Source organism: Prosthecomicrobium pneumaticum, from assembly GCF_014199915.1.
Classification (GTDB): Bacteria; Pseudomonadota; Alphaproteobacteria; order Rhizobiales; family Kaistiaceae; genus Prosthecomicrobium; species Prosthecomicrobium pneumaticum.
Window position 1 is genome coordinate 337,915 of sequence record NZ_JACHOO010000006.1, and the last position, 14,488, is coordinate 352,402.

Annotated in this window: 20 protein-coding genes; 4 read left to right on the forward strand and 16 right to left on the reverse strand. The window is 69.5% G+C overall.

The features are described from left to right. Window positions 1-14 precede the first annotated feature (14 nt). From grpE to hisB, 11 genes are all read right to left on the reverse strand, one after another. Window positions 15-623, reverse strand: coding sequence for a nucleotide exchange factor GrpE (gene grpE / locus GGQ63_RS15645; RefSeq protein ID WP_183857463.1), 609 nt, complete (start codon window positions 621-623; stop codon window positions 15-17). Between the two features lie 113 nt (window positions 624-736). Then, a complete protein-coding gene (locus GGQ63_RS15650) occupies window positions 737-1,636 on the reverse strand; it encodes a cation diffusion facilitator family transporter (protein WP_183857465.1) in 900 nt (299 codons plus the stop codon). A 104-nt stretch (window positions 1,637-1,740) separates the two neighbouring features. After that, window positions 1,741-2,694 carry a type I pantothenate kinase gene (gene coaA, locus GGQ63_RS15655; protein WP_183857467.1) on the reverse strand — a complete coding sequence of 318 codons (954 nt, stop codon included), beginning with the start codon at window positions 2,692-2,694 and terminating at the stop codon, window positions 1,741-1,743. Between the two features lie 19 nt (window positions 2,695-2,713). Further along, complete coding sequence (locus tag GGQ63_RS15660) at window positions 2,714-3,037, reverse strand: phosphoribosyl-ATP diphosphatase (RefSeq protein WP_183857469.1); 324 nt, start codon at window positions 3,035-3,037, stop codon at window positions 2,714-2,716. Window positions 3,038-3,047: 10 nt separating this feature from the next. Next, on the reverse strand, window positions 3,048-3,824 hold the full coding sequence (hisF, locus tag GGQ63_RS15665) for an imidazole glycerol phosphate synthase subunit HisF (protein WP_183857471.1): 777 nt from the start codon (window positions 3,822-3,824) through the stop codon (window positions 3,048-3,050). Next, a complete protein-coding gene (locus GGQ63_RS15670) occupies window positions 3,821-4,147 on the reverse strand; it encodes a hypothetical protein (RefSeq protein ID WP_183857473.1) in 327 nt (108 codons plus the stop codon). The genes hisF and GGQ63_RS15670 overlap by 4 nt, the downstream gene beginning before the upstream one ends. Beyond that, window positions 4,140-4,535, reverse strand: a complete 396-nt coding sequence (locus GGQ63_RS15675; protein WP_183857475.1) for a hypothetical protein — start codon at window positions 4,533-4,535, stop codon at window positions 4,140-4,142. The genes GGQ63_RS15670 and GGQ63_RS15675 overlap by 8 nt, the downstream gene beginning before the upstream one ends. Continuing rightward, complete coding sequence (hisA, locus tag GGQ63_RS15680; RefSeq protein ID WP_183857478.1) at window positions 4,532-5,272, reverse strand: 1-(5-phosphoribosyl)-5-[(5-phosphoribosylamino)methylideneamino]imidazole-4-carboxamide isomerase; 741 nt, start codon at window positions 5,270-5,272, stop codon at window positions 4,532-4,534. The genes GGQ63_RS15675 and hisA overlap by 4 nt, the downstream gene beginning before the upstream one ends. After that, the gene (hisH, locus tag GGQ63_RS15685; protein WP_183857480.1) at window positions 5,272-5,919 is read right to left on the reverse strand and encodes an imidazole glycerol phosphate synthase subunit HisH; all 648 of its coding nucleotides are present in this window, start codon (window positions 5,917-5,919) and stop codon (window positions 5,272-5,274) included. Before hisH ends, hisA begins: the two co-directional genes overlap by 1 nt. Beyond that, window positions 5,916-6,380 carry a DUF2628 domain-containing protein gene (locus GGQ63_RS15690; RefSeq protein WP_183857482.1) on the reverse strand — a complete coding sequence of 155 codons (465 nt, stop codon included), beginning with the start codon at window positions 6,378-6,380 and terminating at the stop codon, window positions 5,916-5,918. The genes hisH and GGQ63_RS15690 overlap by 4 nt, the downstream gene beginning before the upstream one ends. 21 nt (window positions 6,381-6,401) lie before the next feature. Then, window positions 6,402-6,989 carry an imidazoleglycerol-phosphate dehydratase HisB gene (gene hisB / locus GGQ63_RS15695; RefSeq protein ID WP_183857484.1) on the reverse strand — a complete coding sequence of 196 codons (588 nt, stop codon included), beginning with the start codon at window positions 6,987-6,989 and terminating at the stop codon, window positions 6,402-6,404. Window positions 6,990-7,156: 167 nt separating this feature from the next. On the opposite strand from hisB, the gene hslV reads away from it, so the two are divergent. From hslV to GGQ63_RS15710, 3 genes are all read left to right on the forward strand, one after another. Then, entirely contained in the window at window positions 7,157-7,726 is a 570-nt protein-coding gene (gene hslV / locus GGQ63_RS15700; protein WP_183857485.1) for an ATP-dependent protease subunit HslV, read from the forward strand. A gap of 24 nt (window positions 7,727-7,750) precedes the next feature. Next, window positions 7,751-9,052, forward strand: a complete 1,302-nt coding sequence (gene hslU / locus GGQ63_RS15705) for an ATP-dependent protease ATPase subunit HslU (RefSeq protein ID WP_183857487.1) — start codon at window positions 7,751-7,753, stop codon at window positions 9,050-9,052. Between the two features lie 197 nt (window positions 9,053-9,249). Next, window positions 9,250-10,206: a DUF1402 family protein gene (locus GGQ63_RS15710; RefSeq protein ID WP_183857489.1), complete on the forward strand. Its 957-nt coding sequence runs from the start codon at window positions 9,250-9,252 to the stop codon at window positions 10,204-10,206. On the opposite strand, the gene GGQ63_RS15715 is transcribed toward GGQ63_RS15710, so the two are convergent. The 4 genes from GGQ63_RS15715 to GGQ63_RS15730 are packed head-to-tail and all read right to left on the reverse strand — an operon-like array spanning window position 10,169 to window position 12,981. After that, a complete protein-coding gene (locus GGQ63_RS15715) occupies window positions 10,169-10,576 on the reverse strand; it encodes a helix-turn-helix domain-containing protein (RefSeq protein WP_183857491.1) in 408 nt (135 codons plus the stop codon). The genes GGQ63_RS15710 and GGQ63_RS15715 overlap by 38 nt on opposite strands. Continuing rightward, window positions 10,573-11,169 carry a Smr/MutS family protein gene (locus tag GGQ63_RS15720; RefSeq protein WP_183857493.1) on the reverse strand — a complete coding sequence of 199 codons (597 nt, stop codon included), beginning with the start codon at window positions 11,167-11,169 and terminating at the stop codon, window positions 10,573-10,575. The genes GGQ63_RS15715 and GGQ63_RS15720 overlap by 4 nt, the downstream gene beginning before the upstream one ends. Beyond that, window positions 11,166-12,251, reverse strand: a complete 1,086-nt coding sequence (gene mltA / locus GGQ63_RS15725; protein WP_343061171.1) for a murein transglycosylase A — start codon at window positions 12,249-12,251, stop codon at window positions 11,166-11,168. Before mltA ends, GGQ63_RS15720 begins: the two co-directional genes overlap by 4 nt. A gap of 4 nt (window positions 12,252-12,255) precedes the next feature. Beyond that, the gene (locus GGQ63_RS15730; protein ID WP_183857498.1) at window positions 12,256-12,981 is read right to left on the reverse strand and encodes a Tim44/TimA family putative adaptor protein; all 726 of its coding nucleotides are present in this window, start codon (window positions 12,979-12,981) and stop codon (window positions 12,256-12,258) included. A gap of 214 nt (window positions 12,982-13,195) precedes the next feature. On the opposite strand from GGQ63_RS15730, the gene secB reads away from it, so the two are divergent. Then, on the forward strand, window positions 13,196-13,681 hold the full coding sequence (gene secB, locus GGQ63_RS15735; RefSeq protein ID WP_183857500.1) for a protein-export chaperone SecB: 486 nt from the start codon (window positions 13,196-13,198) through the stop codon (window positions 13,679-13,681). A gap of 76 nt (window positions 13,682-13,757) precedes the next feature. Here secB and dnaQ read toward each other — a convergent pair whose 3' ends face one another. After that, entirely contained in the window at window positions 13,758-14,477 is a 720-nt protein-coding gene (gene dnaQ / locus GGQ63_RS15740; protein WP_183857502.1) for a DNA polymerase III subunit epsilon, read from the reverse strand. Between the last annotated feature and the right edge of the window lie 11 nt (window positions 14,478-14,488).

A 14,488-nucleotide genomic window follows, 5' to 3' on the forward strand; every position in this document is an offset into this window, starting at 1 on the left:
CGGTCCCCCGCCGCTCAGGCCGCGCCGGACGCGCCCGGCTCGGCGCCTTCCTTCGGCGCGTCCTTGACCGGATCCTTGGCCGGCTTCGCACCGCCCTTCGACACGCCGACCATGGCCGGCCGCAGCGTCCGCTCGCCGAGCGTATAGCCGGCCTGGACGACCTCGACGACGGTGCCGGAAGGAAGCTCCGGATCCGGCACCTCGAACATCGCCTGATGCAGGTTGGGGTCGAATTTCTTGCCCTTCGCCTCGATCTCGCGGATGCCGAACTTCGACAGCACCTTGGCGAGTTCGCGCTCGGTCAGCGCGACGCCCTCGACGAAGAGGCCGATCGGATCGGCGCTCCCCTCGGGCAGGCCTTCCGGCACCGAACTCAGCGCGCGGCGCAGATTGTCGGCGACGTTGAGCATGTCGCGGGCGAAACCGCTGACGGCATATTGGCGGGTATCGGCGATCTCGCGCTCGCTGCGGCGGCGCAGATTCTCCATCTCCGCCGCGGCCCGCAGCAGGCGGTCCTTCAGCTCGGCGATCTCGGCTTCGAGCCGGCCGCGATCGGTCTCGGCGGCCGCCGCTCCGGCGGAGGCATCGCGTTCGGCTTCGGGCGTCTTCGTCTCTTCGGCCATGACGTCCTCTCTCGGCAATCGGTCTCGACCGACCTGCGCGGGCAGGCCGGCCGTGTCGCGCCCGATATCGAGGGTCGCCGCGCGAAAATCAAGCGCGGCGGAGGCCCTGCGGGTCAGAGCACCAGCACGCCCTGATGCTGCGCCTCGCCCTCGGGCTCGACATGGATGACGACCTCGGCGTCGTCGACCACCTGCGCGAGCGCCGCCTCGAGGCGGTCGCAGATGACATGCGCGGCGGTGACCGTCATCGCGCCGGGCACGACGAGATGGAACTCGATGAAGCTCGCCCGGCCGGCATTGCGGGTGCGCAGATCGTGCACCTCGATCGCGCCTTCGGCATGCCGGGAGATCGTCTCGCGGATGCGCGTCTCGAGCTCCGGCGGCACGGCATGATCCATCAGCCCGCCGACCGATTCACGGATCACCTTCCATCCCGACCAGACGATGTTGATGGCGACGAGCACGGCGAGCGCCGGATCGAGCCAGGCGAGCCCGGTCGCCGCGACGAGCAGCAGGCCGACGAGCACGCCGGCCGAGGTGAAGACGTCGGTGACGAGATGCCAGCCATCGGCGACGAGCGCGGGGGACCGATGTCGGCGGCCATAGCGCAGCAGGAAGAGCGCCCATACGCCGTTGATCAGGGCCGCGCTCGCATTGACGAGCATGCCGAGCGACAGGTCGGCGGAGAGCCGCGGCGCATTCCAGCCGAGCCAGGCCTCACGGATGATCAGCAGGGCGGCGACGATGATCAGCACGCCCTCGAGCACGGCGGAGAAATACTCCGCCTTGTGATGGCCGAACTGGTGCTGACGGTCGGCCGGCTTGCGGCTGACGCGGATCGCCCACAGCGCGGCGAAGGCGGTCGCGATATTGACGATGCTCTCGATCGCATCCGAGTAGAGGGCCACCGAGCCGGTCAGCCGGTAGCTGACATATTTCAACCCGGTGACGCCGAAGGCCACCACGATGGTCGCCAGCGCAACCATCGTGCGCCGATCCAGCCAAGTTGCCATCGCACCCGCGCCCCGTCGCCGCAAAATCGCCGGGTAGCACCGCGATCCCCTTGTTTCAACTGGAATTTTTGCAGGTGCGAAGGAGTTGCATGTGCAGCGGAAATTCAGAGCCGCCGGAGCGCCACCTGCTCGATCCGGTGGCTGGCGCCCTTGGTCAGCACGAGGTCGGCGCGGGGCCGGGTCGGCACGATGTTCTCGCGCAGGTTGACGAGGTTGATGCGCGACCACAGCCGCTCGGCGATGGCGAGCGCCTCTTCCCGCGAGATCATCGCATAGCGGTGAAAATAGGATTGCGGATCGCGGAAGGCGGTCGCCCGCAGCCGCTCGAACCGGGCGACGTACCAGCGATGGATCTCGTCTTCATCGGCGTCGATATAGATCGAGAAATCGAAGAAGTCGGAGACGAAGGGCACCGCCTTGCCGTCCCGCGGCAGGCGCGGCGCCTGCAGGACGTTGAGCCCTTCGACGATCAGGATGTCGGGCCGGTCGACGGTGATCCGGTCGCCGGGCACGATGTCGTAGACGAGATGCGAATAGAGAGGCGCCGAGACCTTCGGCAGCCCCGCCTTGATGTCGGAGAGGAAGGCGAGCAGGGCAGGCAGATCATAGCTCTCCGGAAAGCCCTTCCGCTCCATCAGGTTTTCGCGCTCGAGCACGGCGTTCGGATAGAGGAAGCCGTCGGTGGTGACGAGATCGACCTTCGGCGTGTTCGGCCAGCGGGTCAGAAGCGCGCGCAGCACGCGGGCGGTGGTCGACTTGCCGACCGCCACCGAGCCGCCGATGCCGATGATGTAGGGCGTCTTGCCCTCGGTCGAGCCGAGAAAGGTGCGCGTCGCCTCGTAGAGACGCTGCGTCGCCGCGACATAGAGCGAGAGGAGGCGCGACAGCGGCAGATAGATCGTCTCGACCTCGTCGAGCGAGATCGGGTCGTTGAGCGAGCGCAGCCGTTCGAGATCGGCCTCGGCGAGCGTGAGCGGGGTGCCGGCGCGCAGCCGCGCCCATTCCTCACGCGTGAAGAAGCGATGGGGCGTCAGATGCACCCGCGCCGTCTGGTCCATGCCGTCCTCCCCCGCGGGCCTAATCGGCAGGCCGCGACGCCTTTTCGGCGAGGCCGCTCTGCCGGGTCCGCCTCTCGAGCTCGGCCATCACCGCATCGAGCGGCACGCCCGCCGCCTCGAGGAGCACGACGAGGTGGTAGAGCACGTCCGCCGTCTCCGCGACGAGCGCCGCCCGGTCGCCCTCGACGGCGGCGATCACCGCCTCGACGGCCTCCTCGCCGAACTTCTTCGCGATCCGCGGCGGCCCCTTCGCCATCAGCTTCGCGGTGTAGGATTCGGCAGCGCCGGACTGCGCGCGTGCGGCGACGATGGCCGCGAGATCGGCGAGCGTAAAGCTGGACAAAGGTCGCTCCTCAGCCGTCGAGCCGGACGGGGATGCCGGCGTCGGCCATATGCGCCTTCGCCTGATGGATGGTGAAGGTGCCGAAGTGGAAGATCGAGGCGGCGAGCACGGCGCTCGCCCGGCCCTTCGTCACGCCCTCGACGAGATGGTCGAGCGTGCCCACCCCGCCCGAGGCGACGACCGGCACGGGTACGGCATCGGCGATCGTCCGGGTGAGGGCGAGGTCGAAGCCCGCCTTGGTGCCGTCGCGGTCCATCGAGGTGAGCAGAATCTCGCCCGCCCCGAGCCGCGCCACCTCGACCGCATAGTCGACCGCGTCGATCCCGGTCGGCTGGCGGCCGCCATGGGTGAAGATCTCCCAGCGCGGCGCGGCGCCGCTGCCGACCTGCTTGGCGTCGATCGCGACGACGATCGCCTGTGCGCCGAACTTCTCCGCGGCGCGGGCGACGATCGCGCGGTCACGCACCGCCGCCGAATTGATCGAGACCTTGTCCGCCCCGGCGAGCATCAGGGCGCGGATGTCCTCGACCGTGCGCACCCCGCCGCCGACCGTCACCGGCATGAAGCAGGCCTCGGCGGTGCGGGCGACGACGTCGAGGATCGTGCCGCGGTTCTCGTGCGTCGCGGTGATGTCGAGGAAGCACAGCTCGTCGGCGCCGGCGGCGTCATAGGCCTTGGCCGCCTCGACGGGATCGCCGGCATCGATCAGATCGACGAAGTTGACGCCCTTGACGACACGGCCGTCCTTGACGTCGAGACAAGGGATGACACGGGTCTTGAGGGTCATGCCGACCGGCGCGTCAAAGAGGTCTGAGGAACGCGGCCGGACGCGCCGGGAACAGCGGCCGGATCGTTGAGGAACGACCAGACCTCCGCCGGTAGAAGCCCGTCGGTCGCCTTCGGATCGAGGCGCGACAGGAGGAAGCGCATACCGGACCGGCGCTCCCGGAGTGCCGCCGAGAGGTCGTGCGCCGAGAGCGGCGAGATCAGCGCGACGGCGGAAGGCAGAAACGCCATCCAGTTCGCGACGGCGCCCAGCCGGTCGATATGGGCGATCAGCTCCTGCCGGGAGATCGTCGAATCGTCGAACACCAGAAGGTAGCTATGCATCGTCCCGCCTCCGCGACTCCGCGTCGTCGCCCGTCGCCGGATTGGTTTCGAGCGCCAGCGTCGCCGGATCGTGCGCCGCGCCGCCCTTGCTCAAGATAAGAAGTTCCTGCTGGCGCAACAAATAGGTTTCCGACTGCAGCCGGTCGGGCGCCCGAACAGCGAAGTAGCCATGAGCCGCCGCCGTCGCGAGAATGGGCAGGATACCGACCGCGATCAGCAGACCGGAAACGGCCCCTTCGAACCCGGCGAGCCACGCGAAGAAGAAGCAGACGGGCGGCGCCACCGCGCTCAGCCAGAGCAGCGGATTGAGCGCGTTCTGGACCCGCACCTGGGCCGCGCGGTCGAGCACGCCGCGCAGGTCCAGCCCGCTCTTCGGCCCGCCATTCATCGCCCGCTTCGCGCCTCCCGAATCAGCGCCAGCGCCTCGGCCGGGTCGAGGCGGCCGTCATAGAGGGCGCGGCCGGAGATCGCGCCCTCGAGGATCGTGCAGTCGGGCTCGAGCAGCCGCTTCACATCGGCGATCGAGGCGAGGCCGCCCGAGGCGATCACCGGGATCGACACGGCGTGCGCGAGCGCCAGCGTCGCCTCGACATTGAGCCCCTTGAGCACACCGTCGCGATCGATGTCGGTATAGACGATCGCCGCGGCGCCGGCGTCTTCGAAACGCCGCGCCAGCTCGACCACGGTCAGTTCGGAGGTCTCGGCCCAGCCTTCGACCGCCACCCTGCCGCCCTTCGCGTCGATGCCGACGACGATCCGGCCGGGATGCGCCCGGCAGGCGGCGCGGACGAGATCGGGATCGCGCAGCGCCACCGTGCCGAGGATGACGCGGGCAATGCCCCTGTCGAGCCAGCCGTCGATCGCCGCCCGGTCGCGAATGCCGCCGCCGAGCTGCACCGGCATCGTCACGGCGGCGAGGATGGCCTCGACCGCCGCGCCGTTCACCGAATGGCCGGCGAAGGCGCCGTTCAGATCGACGACGTGCAGATATTCGAAACCCTGCGCCTCGAAGGCGCGGGCCTGCGCGGCCGGATCGGTGTTGAACACCGTCGCGTCGTCCATGGCGCCGAGCTTCAGGCGGACACAGGCGCCGTCCTTCAGGTCGATGGCAGGAAAGAGGATCATCAGGGCTTCCAGGCGAGGAAGTTGGCGAGAAGGGCGAGGCCGAGCTTCTGGCTCTTCTCGGGATGGAACTGGGTGCCGGCGACATTGTCCCGCGCGACGATCGCCGTCACCGGCCCGCCATAGTCGGCGGTGGCGATCACCTCGTCGGGCCGGGTCGGCACCAGATGGTAGCCGTGCAGGAAATAGGCGTGCAGCCCCGCCTCGCCGAGCGGGATGCCGGCGAGCAGCGGGTGGTCGGCCGCGGCGACGAGCGTGTTCCAGCCCATGTGCGGCACCTTGAGACGCGGATCGGACGGCGCGATCGGCCGCACCTCGCCGCCGATCCGGCCGAGGCCCTCGGTCGCGCCGTGTTCGACGCCGCGATCGGCGAGCAATTGCATGCCGACGCAGATGCCGAGAAAGGCGCGGCCGCGCCGGTCGATCGCCTCGCCGATCGCCTCGACCATGCCGGGCACCGCGTCGAGGCTGGTGCGGCAGTCGCGGAATGCGCCGTCGCCGGGCAGCACGACGTGATCGGCCTTCGCGACGATGTCGGGATCGGACGTGACGATCACCGGGCCGGCGCCGGCGGAGGCAGAGGCGCGTTCGAGCGCCTTGACGGCCGAGCGGATGTTGCCGGCGCCATAGTCGATCAGGGCAATGGTCATCGCGCCGCCTCCGGAAAGAGGCCGAGCACCGGCGGATGCGCTGTCACCGGCACGCCGGCGAGCGGCGAACGCGGCGCGGCCGGCACCTCCGGCGGCGCCGGATCGTCGAGGCCGGCGAAGAAGCGCAGCTCCGCCTCGTCGATCGACCGGCCGCTCGCCACCCCGACCGTCCGCCACCCGCGTCCCGACAGGGTCCAGCGCCGCAGCGCGTTCGCCTCGAGGGCGAAGAGCAGGACGGCGAGCGCCGCGACGAGGCCGGAAATCCCCTCTCCGAGCTGCCGGCCGGCGAATTCGAGCCCGGCCGTGACGAGAACGAAGCCGAGGAAGACGATCCACATCCGCCGATAGAGCAGCCAGACGAGGGGAAGGAAGAAGGCCGGCCAGCAGAAGCCGTCCTTGACGAAAACGAGGCGGTCCGCCGCGTCGGTGTCGCGCGGCGCCATCACGACATAGGTTTTCATGCCGGCCTCCCGGAGGCTGATCTAGAGGCTGCCCTTGGTCGAAGGCACGCGGTCCGCCTGACGCGGATCGATCTCGACGGCCCGGCGCAGCGCGCGCGCCACCGCCTTGAAACAGGTCTCGGCGATGTGGTGGTTGTTCTCGCCATAAAGGTTTTCGAGATGCAGCGTGATCCCGGCATTCTGCGCGAACGCCTGGAAGAACTCGCGGAACAGCTCGGTGTCGAAATCGCCGACCTTGTCGCGCGTGAAGGCGACCTTCCAGACGAGGAAGGGCCGGCCGGACACGTCGATCGCGGCGCGGGTCAGCGCCTCGTCCATGGCGAGGTGGCAATCGGCATAGCGGCCGATGCCGCGCTTGTCGCCGAGCGCCTCCTTCAGGGCCTGGCCGAGCGCGATGCCGACATCCTCGACCGTATGGTGCTGGTCGATGTGGAGGTCGCCTTCGGCGCGGACGCGGATATCGATCAGCGAATGGCGGGCGAGCTGGTCGAGCATATGGTCGAAGAAGCCGATGCCGGTTTCCATGTCGGCGCGGCCCGTGCCGTCGAGATCGATCGCGATCTCGATGCGGGTCTCCTTGGTCTCTCGGCCGATCGTCGCCGTGCGCATCGCGCTTCTCCTTCGTCCGGCCGCTGTTTAACAGGCGAGGCTTGCGATTTCCACCCGCGGGCACGGGCTTTGCAGCCGCCGGGGCGCCGCCCTACATAGGGGGCTCGACCCACGAGGGCGCCGGCCGGGGCTTCGGACCGCGCGGACGCCGCTTCCAAGGAATCCCGATGTCCGAATTCACGAACGAGGCCGGCCGCCTCCCCTCCTGGCACGGCACGACGATCGTCACCGTCCGCAAGGGCGGCAAGGTGGTGATCGCGGGCGACGGTCAGGTCAGCCTCGGCCAGACCGTCATCAAGCACAATGCGAAGAAGGTCCGGCCGCTCGGCAAGGGCAAGGTGATCGCCGGCTTCGCCGGAGCGACCGCCGACGCCTTCACCCTGCTCGAACGGCTCGAGGCGAAGCTCGAGCAATATCCCGGCCAGCTCACCCGCGCCTGTGTCGAGCTCGCCAAGGACTGGCGCACCGACCGGTATCTGCGCCGGCTCGAGGCGATGATGATCGTCGCCGATCCCTCCACCACGCTGGTGCTGACGGGCAATGGCGACGTGCTCGAACCGGAAAGCGGCATCGCGGCGATCGGCTCGGGCGGCAATTACGCCCTCGCCGCGGCGCGGGCGCTGTCCGACAGCGCGCTCGACGCCGAGGCGATCGCCCGCCGCGCCATGGCGATCGCCGCCGAGATCTGCGTCTACACCAACACGGCCGTCACGCTCGAAACGCTCGACGCGGCGTAATCCGCGGCAGGCGAGGAAATCCCCATGACGAATTTTTCCCCCCGAGAGATCGTCTCGGAACTCGACCGCTACATCATCGGCCAGCACGACGCGAAGCGGGCGGTGGCGATCGCGCTGCGCAACCGCTGGCGCCGCCAGCAGCTCGAAGGACCGATGCGCGAGGAGGTTCTGCCGAAGAACATCCTGATGATCGGGCCGACCGGCGTCGGCAAGACCGAGATCTCCCGCCGGCTCGCGCGGCTCGCGGGCGCACCGTTCCTGAAGGTCGAGGCGACCAAGTTCACCGAGGTCGGCTATGTCGGCCGCGACGTCGAGCAGATCGTGCGCGACCTCGTCGAGATCGGCATCGGCCTGGTGCGCGAGAAGAAGCGCAAGAGCGTCGAGGCGAAGGCCCAGCTCGCCGCCGAGGAGCGCGTCCTGACGGCGCTCGTCGGCGAGAGCTCGAGCCCGGCGACACGCGAGAGCTTCCGCAAGAAGCTGCGCGCCGGCGAGCTCGACGACAAGGAGATCGAGATCGAGGTCCGCGACCAGGGCGGCGCGCCGTCCTTCGAGATCCCGGGCATGCCGGGCGCCTCGGTCGGCGTCGTGTCGATCGGCGAGATGTTCGGCAAGGCCTTCGGCGGCAAGACGAAGACCCGCCGCACGACCGTGCGCGACTCGCACAAGGTGCTGATCGACGAGGAGTCCGACAAGCTGCTCGACAGCGAGGAGGTCACCGCCGAGGCGATCGCCTCGGTCGAGAATGACGGCATCGTCTTCCTCGACGAGATCGACAAGATCTGCGCCCGCGAGGGCCGCGCCGGCGATGTCTCGCGCGAGGGCGTGCAGCGCGACCTGCTGCCGCTCATCGAGGGCACCACCGTGGCGACCAAGCACGGGCCGGTGAAGACGGACCATATCCTCTTCATCGCCTCGGGCGCCTTTCACGTCGCCCGGCCGTCGGACCTGTTGCCCGAGCTGCAGGGCCGCCTGCCGATCCGCGTCGAGCTCTCGGCGCTGACCAAGGAGGACTTCCGCCGCATCCTCACCGATACGGAGGCGAGCCTCATCAAGCAGTATGTGGCCCTGATGGCGACCGAGGGCGTCGCGCTCGAGATCACCGAGGATGCGATCGAGTCGATCGCCACCATCGCGGTCGAGGTCAATGCCTCGGTCGAGAACATCGGCGCCCGCCGGCTGCAGACGGTGATGGAGCGGATCCTCGACGAGGTCAGCTATTCGGCGCCCGACCGCGCCGGCGAGACGGTGCGGATCGACGCCGCCTATATCGAGCGGCACATCGGCGATCTCGCGCGGAACGTCGACCTGTCGCGCTACATCCTCTGACGACGGCGGCGGTCCTCTCCAAAGGGGGCCGCCGGCCGGTTCGGGATGGTCGCTCCGCCCGGCACAGGGTCCGGCCGAAGAGCCGAAACGATCCGGCGGCGCGACGATTTTCCTGTCGTTCCGCCGCCGGGGCCGTGCTAAGAGGCCGCCCCGTTGCGCAGCGGTCAGGCCCCCCGCTGTGCCGGAACAGATCCGACATGGTTCGTCGCCCGCTCGCTGCGCTTTTGCTGGTCCTTGCGCTCGCCGCGGGCCTCCCCGTTCTGGCGGCGGACGCCGTCCCGGTTCCGCCCGGCAACCGCTCGGCGGTGCAGCCGCCCATCGACGGCAGCTCGATCGCCCGGACGCGCGAGACCAAAGGGTCGTTCGAGGACAAGTACAAGCGGGTCTATGGCCTCCTCCAGCGCGACCGCACGCTGATCGGCAAGATCAAGAAGACCGCCGCCCTCTACGACATCGATCCGATCCACATCATCGGCGCGATCGTCGGCGAGCACACCTACAACGTCGATTCGATCGACAGCGCGCAGGGCTATTACATCAAGGCGCTCGGCTATCTGTCCGAGGACAACCTCGCCTTCGTGCATGACGGCGTGTCGGTCGGCGATTTCGTGGCGCGGCCGGAATTCGAAGACTGTGCCAAGGAAAAGGACGACTACGACCTCTGGTCCTGCCGCGAGCACGTCTGGAACGAGCGCTTCCGCGGCCGCACCGTCGACGGCACCGCCTGGCCGAACGATCGCTTCGGGCGGGTGTTCTTCCAGCCCTTCTTCGCCGGGCAGACCTTCGGCCTCGGCCAGCTCAATCCGCTCGCCGCGCTGATGGTGGCCGATCGTGTCCACGCCGTCGGCGGACTGCCGGTACTCACTGCGGCACAGGCGCCGAAGGTCTACCATGCGATCATGGATCCCGACCTGTCGCTGCACTATATGGCGGCCTCGATCCGCGCCTCGATCGACGCCTATCGCGACATTGCCGGTGTCGACATCTCCGACAATCCCGGCCTCACCGCGACCCTCTACAACATCGGCGACGTGCGTCGGCGGGCGCAGGAGTTCGCCGCGCTCCGCCGGTCGAGCCCGGGCACCTGGCCGCGCGAGAACTATTACGGCTGGTTCGTCAACGATCGGCTGGACGAGCTCGAGAAGCTGCTCTGAGGTCCTCCGCCGGACCGGCGAGGCGCTCGAGTTCCGCCGCGAGCCGGCGCATCGCCTCGGGCGGCAGCCGGTCGATCGTCGCGGCGAGCGCATGGGCGAGATCGGAAGCCGCCGGATCGAGGCCGGCCGTGTCGATCTCGATCTTCGGATGGGAGGCCGCGGCGAGACGCTGCAGCTCCTCCGCCTCGTCCCAGATGACGTTGAAATAGGCGATGATCCGCTGCGTCAGCATCCAGGTCGGACGGCCGCGGCGCCCGTGTTCGAGGGCGGAGAGATAGGCGCTCGAAACGCCGAGCTCGGCCGCCATCGCCTTCAGCGAAATGCCGCGGCGGGCGCGCAATTCGCGAATGCGGGCGCCGAAGGGGGTCACGCCTCCGCCTCCCCCGGCCCCTTCCTCGGCTTTCGGATGCGGACATAGAGCGCGCCGCCGCCGCCATGCGCCCGGTGCGCCTCGTCGAAGCCGACGACGACGCCCCGCATCGCCGGCTCGGCGAGCCAGCGCGGCACCAGGCGGCGCAGCACGCCGCGCTCGTTGAAGCCGAACACGTCCTCGCTCTCCGACCGGCCCTTGCCGGTGATGACGAGGACCAGCCGGTCGCCCCGCTGCTGGCTGAGGCGCAGAAAGCCGTGCAGCCGGTCATGCGCCTCGGCCTGGGTGAGGCCATGCAGGTCGATGCGCGAATCGATGCCGACGGTGCCGCGCGAGACGCGGCTGTGGGTGCGCCGATCGATCGGCTGGAGCGGCGGCGGCACGTGCTTCTTCGGACGCTTCGGCAGGGAGAAGGCGGCCGCACCCGACAATCCGCTCTCGGCGGGGCCGGCCGGCTCGGCGGGCGGTAGTGGCAACGGAGCGGTCTCCTCCGGCGCCGGCGCGGTCTCGGGTCGCAACGGCACCGCGGTGCGGGCGACCGTCTCCCACAGTGTCCGCTCCTCCTTCGACAGATGGCGACGACGGCGGCTCACGGCAGCGCCCCGCGCGGCACGAGCGCGACGAAGCGCCCCGCCGCCTGCATCGCACCGGCGATGGCGCCCGCGGCATCGCCCGATCCGAAGAACACGTCGCCCCGCGCCGGACCCAGAATGGCGCTGCCGGTGTCCTGCGCGACCAGGAGCCGGCGAAGCGGCGCCCCGCCCGGCAGGATCGTTTCCACCCATACCGGCATATGAAAGGTGTGCAGCGTCCGGTCGACCGCGAGGCTGCGGCCGGGCGAGAGCGGCACTTTCGCGGCGGCGACCGGCCCGAGTGCCGGATCGTCGACCGGTGCCTCGCGGAAGAAGATGTAGGAGCGGTTGGCGGCGAGCACAGAAGGCGCCTCGTCGGGACGGTCGGCGAGCCAGGCGCGGATCGCCTCCATCGTCACGCCCCCACGGGGCAGAGCGCCCCGGTCGACCAGCACGCGGCCGATCGGCGTATAGGGGTGGCCGGATTTGGCGGCATAGGTGACCCGCATCACCCCGCCCTCGGCGAGCCGGACGCGTGCCGCCCCCTGGATATGGATGAAGAAGGCGTCGACCGGATCGGCGAGATGAACGAGCTCGAGCGCCGCGCCGTCGAGTGCGCCCGCCATGATCGCCGCCCGGTCGGGATAGGGGGCGTAGCCCGATTCGGTCCGCCGCGCGAAGCGATACCCCGCGGGGACGCCCGGCGGCGGGTTCTCCTCGTCGATCTCGACGAGATCGGCGGGCGGGGCGTGGAGCGGCACGGAGAAGCGGGGCGAGGCGGCCCGTGCGCCATCGACCTCGGGCTCGTAATAGCCGGTGAAGAACCCCCGGCCCGTCTCGGGCTCGACGAGCACCGGCGCGAAATGCGCCTCGAAGAAGCCGCGCGCGGCGACGGCCGATTGGTCCGGGAGGGCGAGGGCATCGCGGGCGACGACGGACAGCGCGGCGCCGTCGACACCGAGCGCCCGCGTCTTCGGCGGCGCGTCGGCGATCGTCGCGGCGCTCAGCCGGAATGCGCAAAAGGCCGCGGCGTGATCGTCCGCGGCCCAGCCATCGAGATCGGTAAAGGTGAGCGGCGTCAGCCGGAAAGGCGAGGGCGGCACAGCCTCACTCGACCGACTCGGTCGCCACGAGCTTCCAGTTCGGATCGCGCGAAGCCGTCTCGCGGGCGAACGTCCAGATGTCGGTGACGTCGCTGACATGGACCGGGTCGCCGTCGACCACCGCGCCGGCTTTGTCGCGCGTCGCGGTGATCAGCTTGGTGACGAAGCGGACGGTGACATGGGCGGTTCCGCCCTTCACCGCCGCATCGACGATCTCGGCGCGGTCGATGCCGACGAAATTGAACTCGATCGTCTCGCCGCGGCCCTCGCGCTCGCCGATCGCACCGACGAAGCCGTCATAGACCTCACGGGAGAGCAGCGGCTTCAGCGTCTTGCGGTCGCCGGCGGCAAACGCCGTGACGATCATCTCATAGGCACCGCGGGCGCCGTCGAGGAACTGCTTGGGATCGAAGCCCGGATCGGCGGCGATGATGGCGCGCAGTCCCTGCCCGAGCGGCGAGCCTTCCGGCGCGATCGCCGTGACCCGCTCGTCGACGGCGGGTGCCGGGGCAGGCTCGGCCGGCGCCGTCGGACCCGGCCGGCGCGGCAGCGCGATCACCTTGTCTCCGGCCGCGTTCGGCTCCGCCGGCTTGGTGTCGCGACGGGAAAACGGGTCGAAGGGTGGCCGTTCATTGCCGGTCCGCTGCCCCAGAACCCCGCGCAGCTTGAAGAAGATCACCACCGCGAGGACGAGGAAGATCAGCGTATAGATATCGACGAAGCCGGTCATGCCATCAGTCCCGCCACGAATATGGGCCACCCGCCCGAGCGCGGTGATCGCACCGCAGCACTATGTAGGCACCGTGAGGCGCGAGGCCAAGCCCGTCAACGTTTTCCCCTCCCGCAGGATGCAGGGCGGCCGCTTGTAACCCCCGCGGCCGCATGTTAGCGAGCCGCGAAAGAAGAGAGCCGGCCGCGGCCGGGACAGAGGAGCCAGCTCGATCATGGCGGACAATCCCCAGAACGGCGCGGCCGCACAGGCGGCGCCGAGCCTCACCATCCTGACCCAGTATGTGAAGGATCTCTCCTTCGAGAACCCCGACGCCCCGCGCTCGATCGGTCCGCGCCGCGGCGCCCCTTCGATCAATGTCGGCATCAATGTCGGCGTGAAGCCGATCGAGAAGGACGATTACGAGGTCGAGCTGCGGCTCGAGGCGCGCGCCACCGACGAGGGCAAGGCGCTGTTCGTCGCCGAGCTCGCCTATGCCGGCGTGTTCCGGCTCGCGAACGTCCCGCAGGACAACCTGCCGCCGCTGCTGATGATCGAGTGCCCGCGCCTGCTCTTCCCGTTTGCCCGCCAGATCATCGCCGAGGTGACGCGGAACGGCGGCTATCCGCCGCTGCTGATCGATCCGGTCGACTTCACGACGCTCTATCGCCAGCGCCTCGCCGAGATGTCGCAGGCGCAGCAGGCCGCCCGGCCGAGCTGATAGGAAGACGAGACGGAGCGCCGCGGCGCTCCCTGCCGTCCGCTCCGGCGGACGGCCCCGCGCCCGACCGGCACGCCTATTCGGCCGCCTCGGCGGTCTCGGTTTCGAAATAGCGGGTCCAGATCGCGTTCGCGCCGAGCCCTTCGACGAAGCCGCGATGCGCGGCGCGCTCTTCGGCCGTGACCCGGAACGCCCGCTCCTGCGGCCGGATCGCCGCCGCTTCCGCGACCACGCTGCGGCCGGAAAACGCCGTCTCCTCGACGAGCGACAGGCCGAGATGCGCCTGCCTTCCGCCGATCAGCTCGATATAGACCTCGGCGAGGAGCTCGGCGTCGAGCAACGCGCCGTGCAGCGTGCGCCGGCTGATGTCGATGCCATAGCGATTGCAGAGCGCGTCGAGCGAGTTCGGCCCGAGCGGATGGCGCTGGCGGGCGAGCATCAGCGTATCGACGATGCGGTCGACCCGGTAGACCGGCAGCGACAGGCGACCGAGCTCGGCATTGATGAAGCCGAGATCGAACATCGCATTGTGCGCGACGAGCCGGGCGTCGCCGATGAAATCGACGAACTCTCCGGCGATCGCGGAGAAGATCGGCTTGTCGGCGAGGAAGGCGTCCGACAGGCCGTGCACACGGAAGGCCTCGGCCGGCATCGAGCGCTGCGGGTTGATGTAGAGATGCAGCTTGCGGCCGGTCGGAATGTGGTTGAACAGCTCGACGCAGCCGATCTCGACCAGGCGATCGCCTTTCAGGGGATCGAGACCGGTGGTCTCCGTATCGAAAATGATCTCGCGCATCGTGTCTCCCG

Bases quoted from the DNA above. Each gene is read 5' to 3' on its own strand.
- GGQ63_RS15730 (WP_183857498.1), bottom strand. From the start codon at position 12,981: ATGACCGGCTTCGTCGATATCTATACGCTGATCTTCCTCGTCCTCGCG.
- dnaQ (WP_183857502.1), bottom strand. From the start codon at position 14,477: ATGCGCGAGATCATTTTCGATACGGAGACCACCGGTCTCGATCCCCTG.
- hisF (WP_183857471.1), bottom strand. From the start codon at position 3,824: ATGACCCTCAAGACCCGTGTCATCCCTTGTCTCGACGTCAAGGACGGC.
- hisB (WP_183857484.1), bottom strand. From the start codon at position 6,989: ATGCGCACGGCGACGATCGGCCGAGAGACCAAGGAGACCCGCATCGAG.
- secB (WP_183857500.1), top strand. From the start codon at position 13,196: ATGGCGGACAATCCCCAGAACGGCGCGGCCGCACAGGCGGCGCCGAGC.
- GGQ63_RS15710 (WP_183857489.1), top strand. From the start codon at position 9,250: ATGGTTCGTCGCCCGCTCGCTGCGCTTTTGCTGGTCCTTGCGCTCGCC.
- hslV (WP_183857485.1), top strand. From the start codon at position 7,157: ATGTCCGAATTCACGAACGAGGCCGGCCGCCTCCCCTCCTGGCACGGC.
- GGQ63_RS15650 (WP_183857465.1), bottom strand. From the start codon at position 1,636: ATGGCAACTTGGCTGGATCGGCGCACGATGGTTGCGCTGGCGACCATC.
- grpE (WP_183857463.1), bottom strand. From the start codon at position 623: ATGGCCGAAGAGACGAAGACGCCCGAAGCCGAACGCGATGCCTCCGCC.
- coaA (WP_183857467.1), bottom strand. From the start codon at position 2,694: ATGGACCAGACGGCGCGGGTGCATCTGACGCCCCATCGCTTCTTCACG.
- GGQ63_RS15690 (WP_183857482.1), bottom strand. From the start codon at position 6,380: ATGAAAACCTATGTCGTGATGGCGCCGCGCGACACCGACGCGGCGGAC.
- GGQ63_RS15675 (WP_183857475.1), bottom strand. From the start codon at position 4,535: ATGAATGGCGGGCCGAAGAGCGGGCTGGACCTGCGCGGCGTGCTCGAC.
- hisA (WP_183857478.1), bottom strand. From the start codon at position 5,272: ATGATCCTCTTTCCTGCCATCGACCTGAAGGACGGCGCCTGTGTCCGC.
- hisH (WP_183857480.1), bottom strand. From the start codon at position 5,919: ATGACCATTGCCCTGATCGACTATGGCGCCGGCAACATCCGCTCGGCC.
- hslU (WP_183857487.1), top strand. From the start codon at position 7,751: ATGACGAATTTTTCCCCCCGAGAGATCGTCTCGGAACTCGACCGCTAC.
- GGQ63_RS15670 (WP_183857473.1), bottom strand. From the start codon at position 4,147: ATGCATAGCTACCTTCTGGTGTTCGACGATTCGACGATCTCCCGGCAG.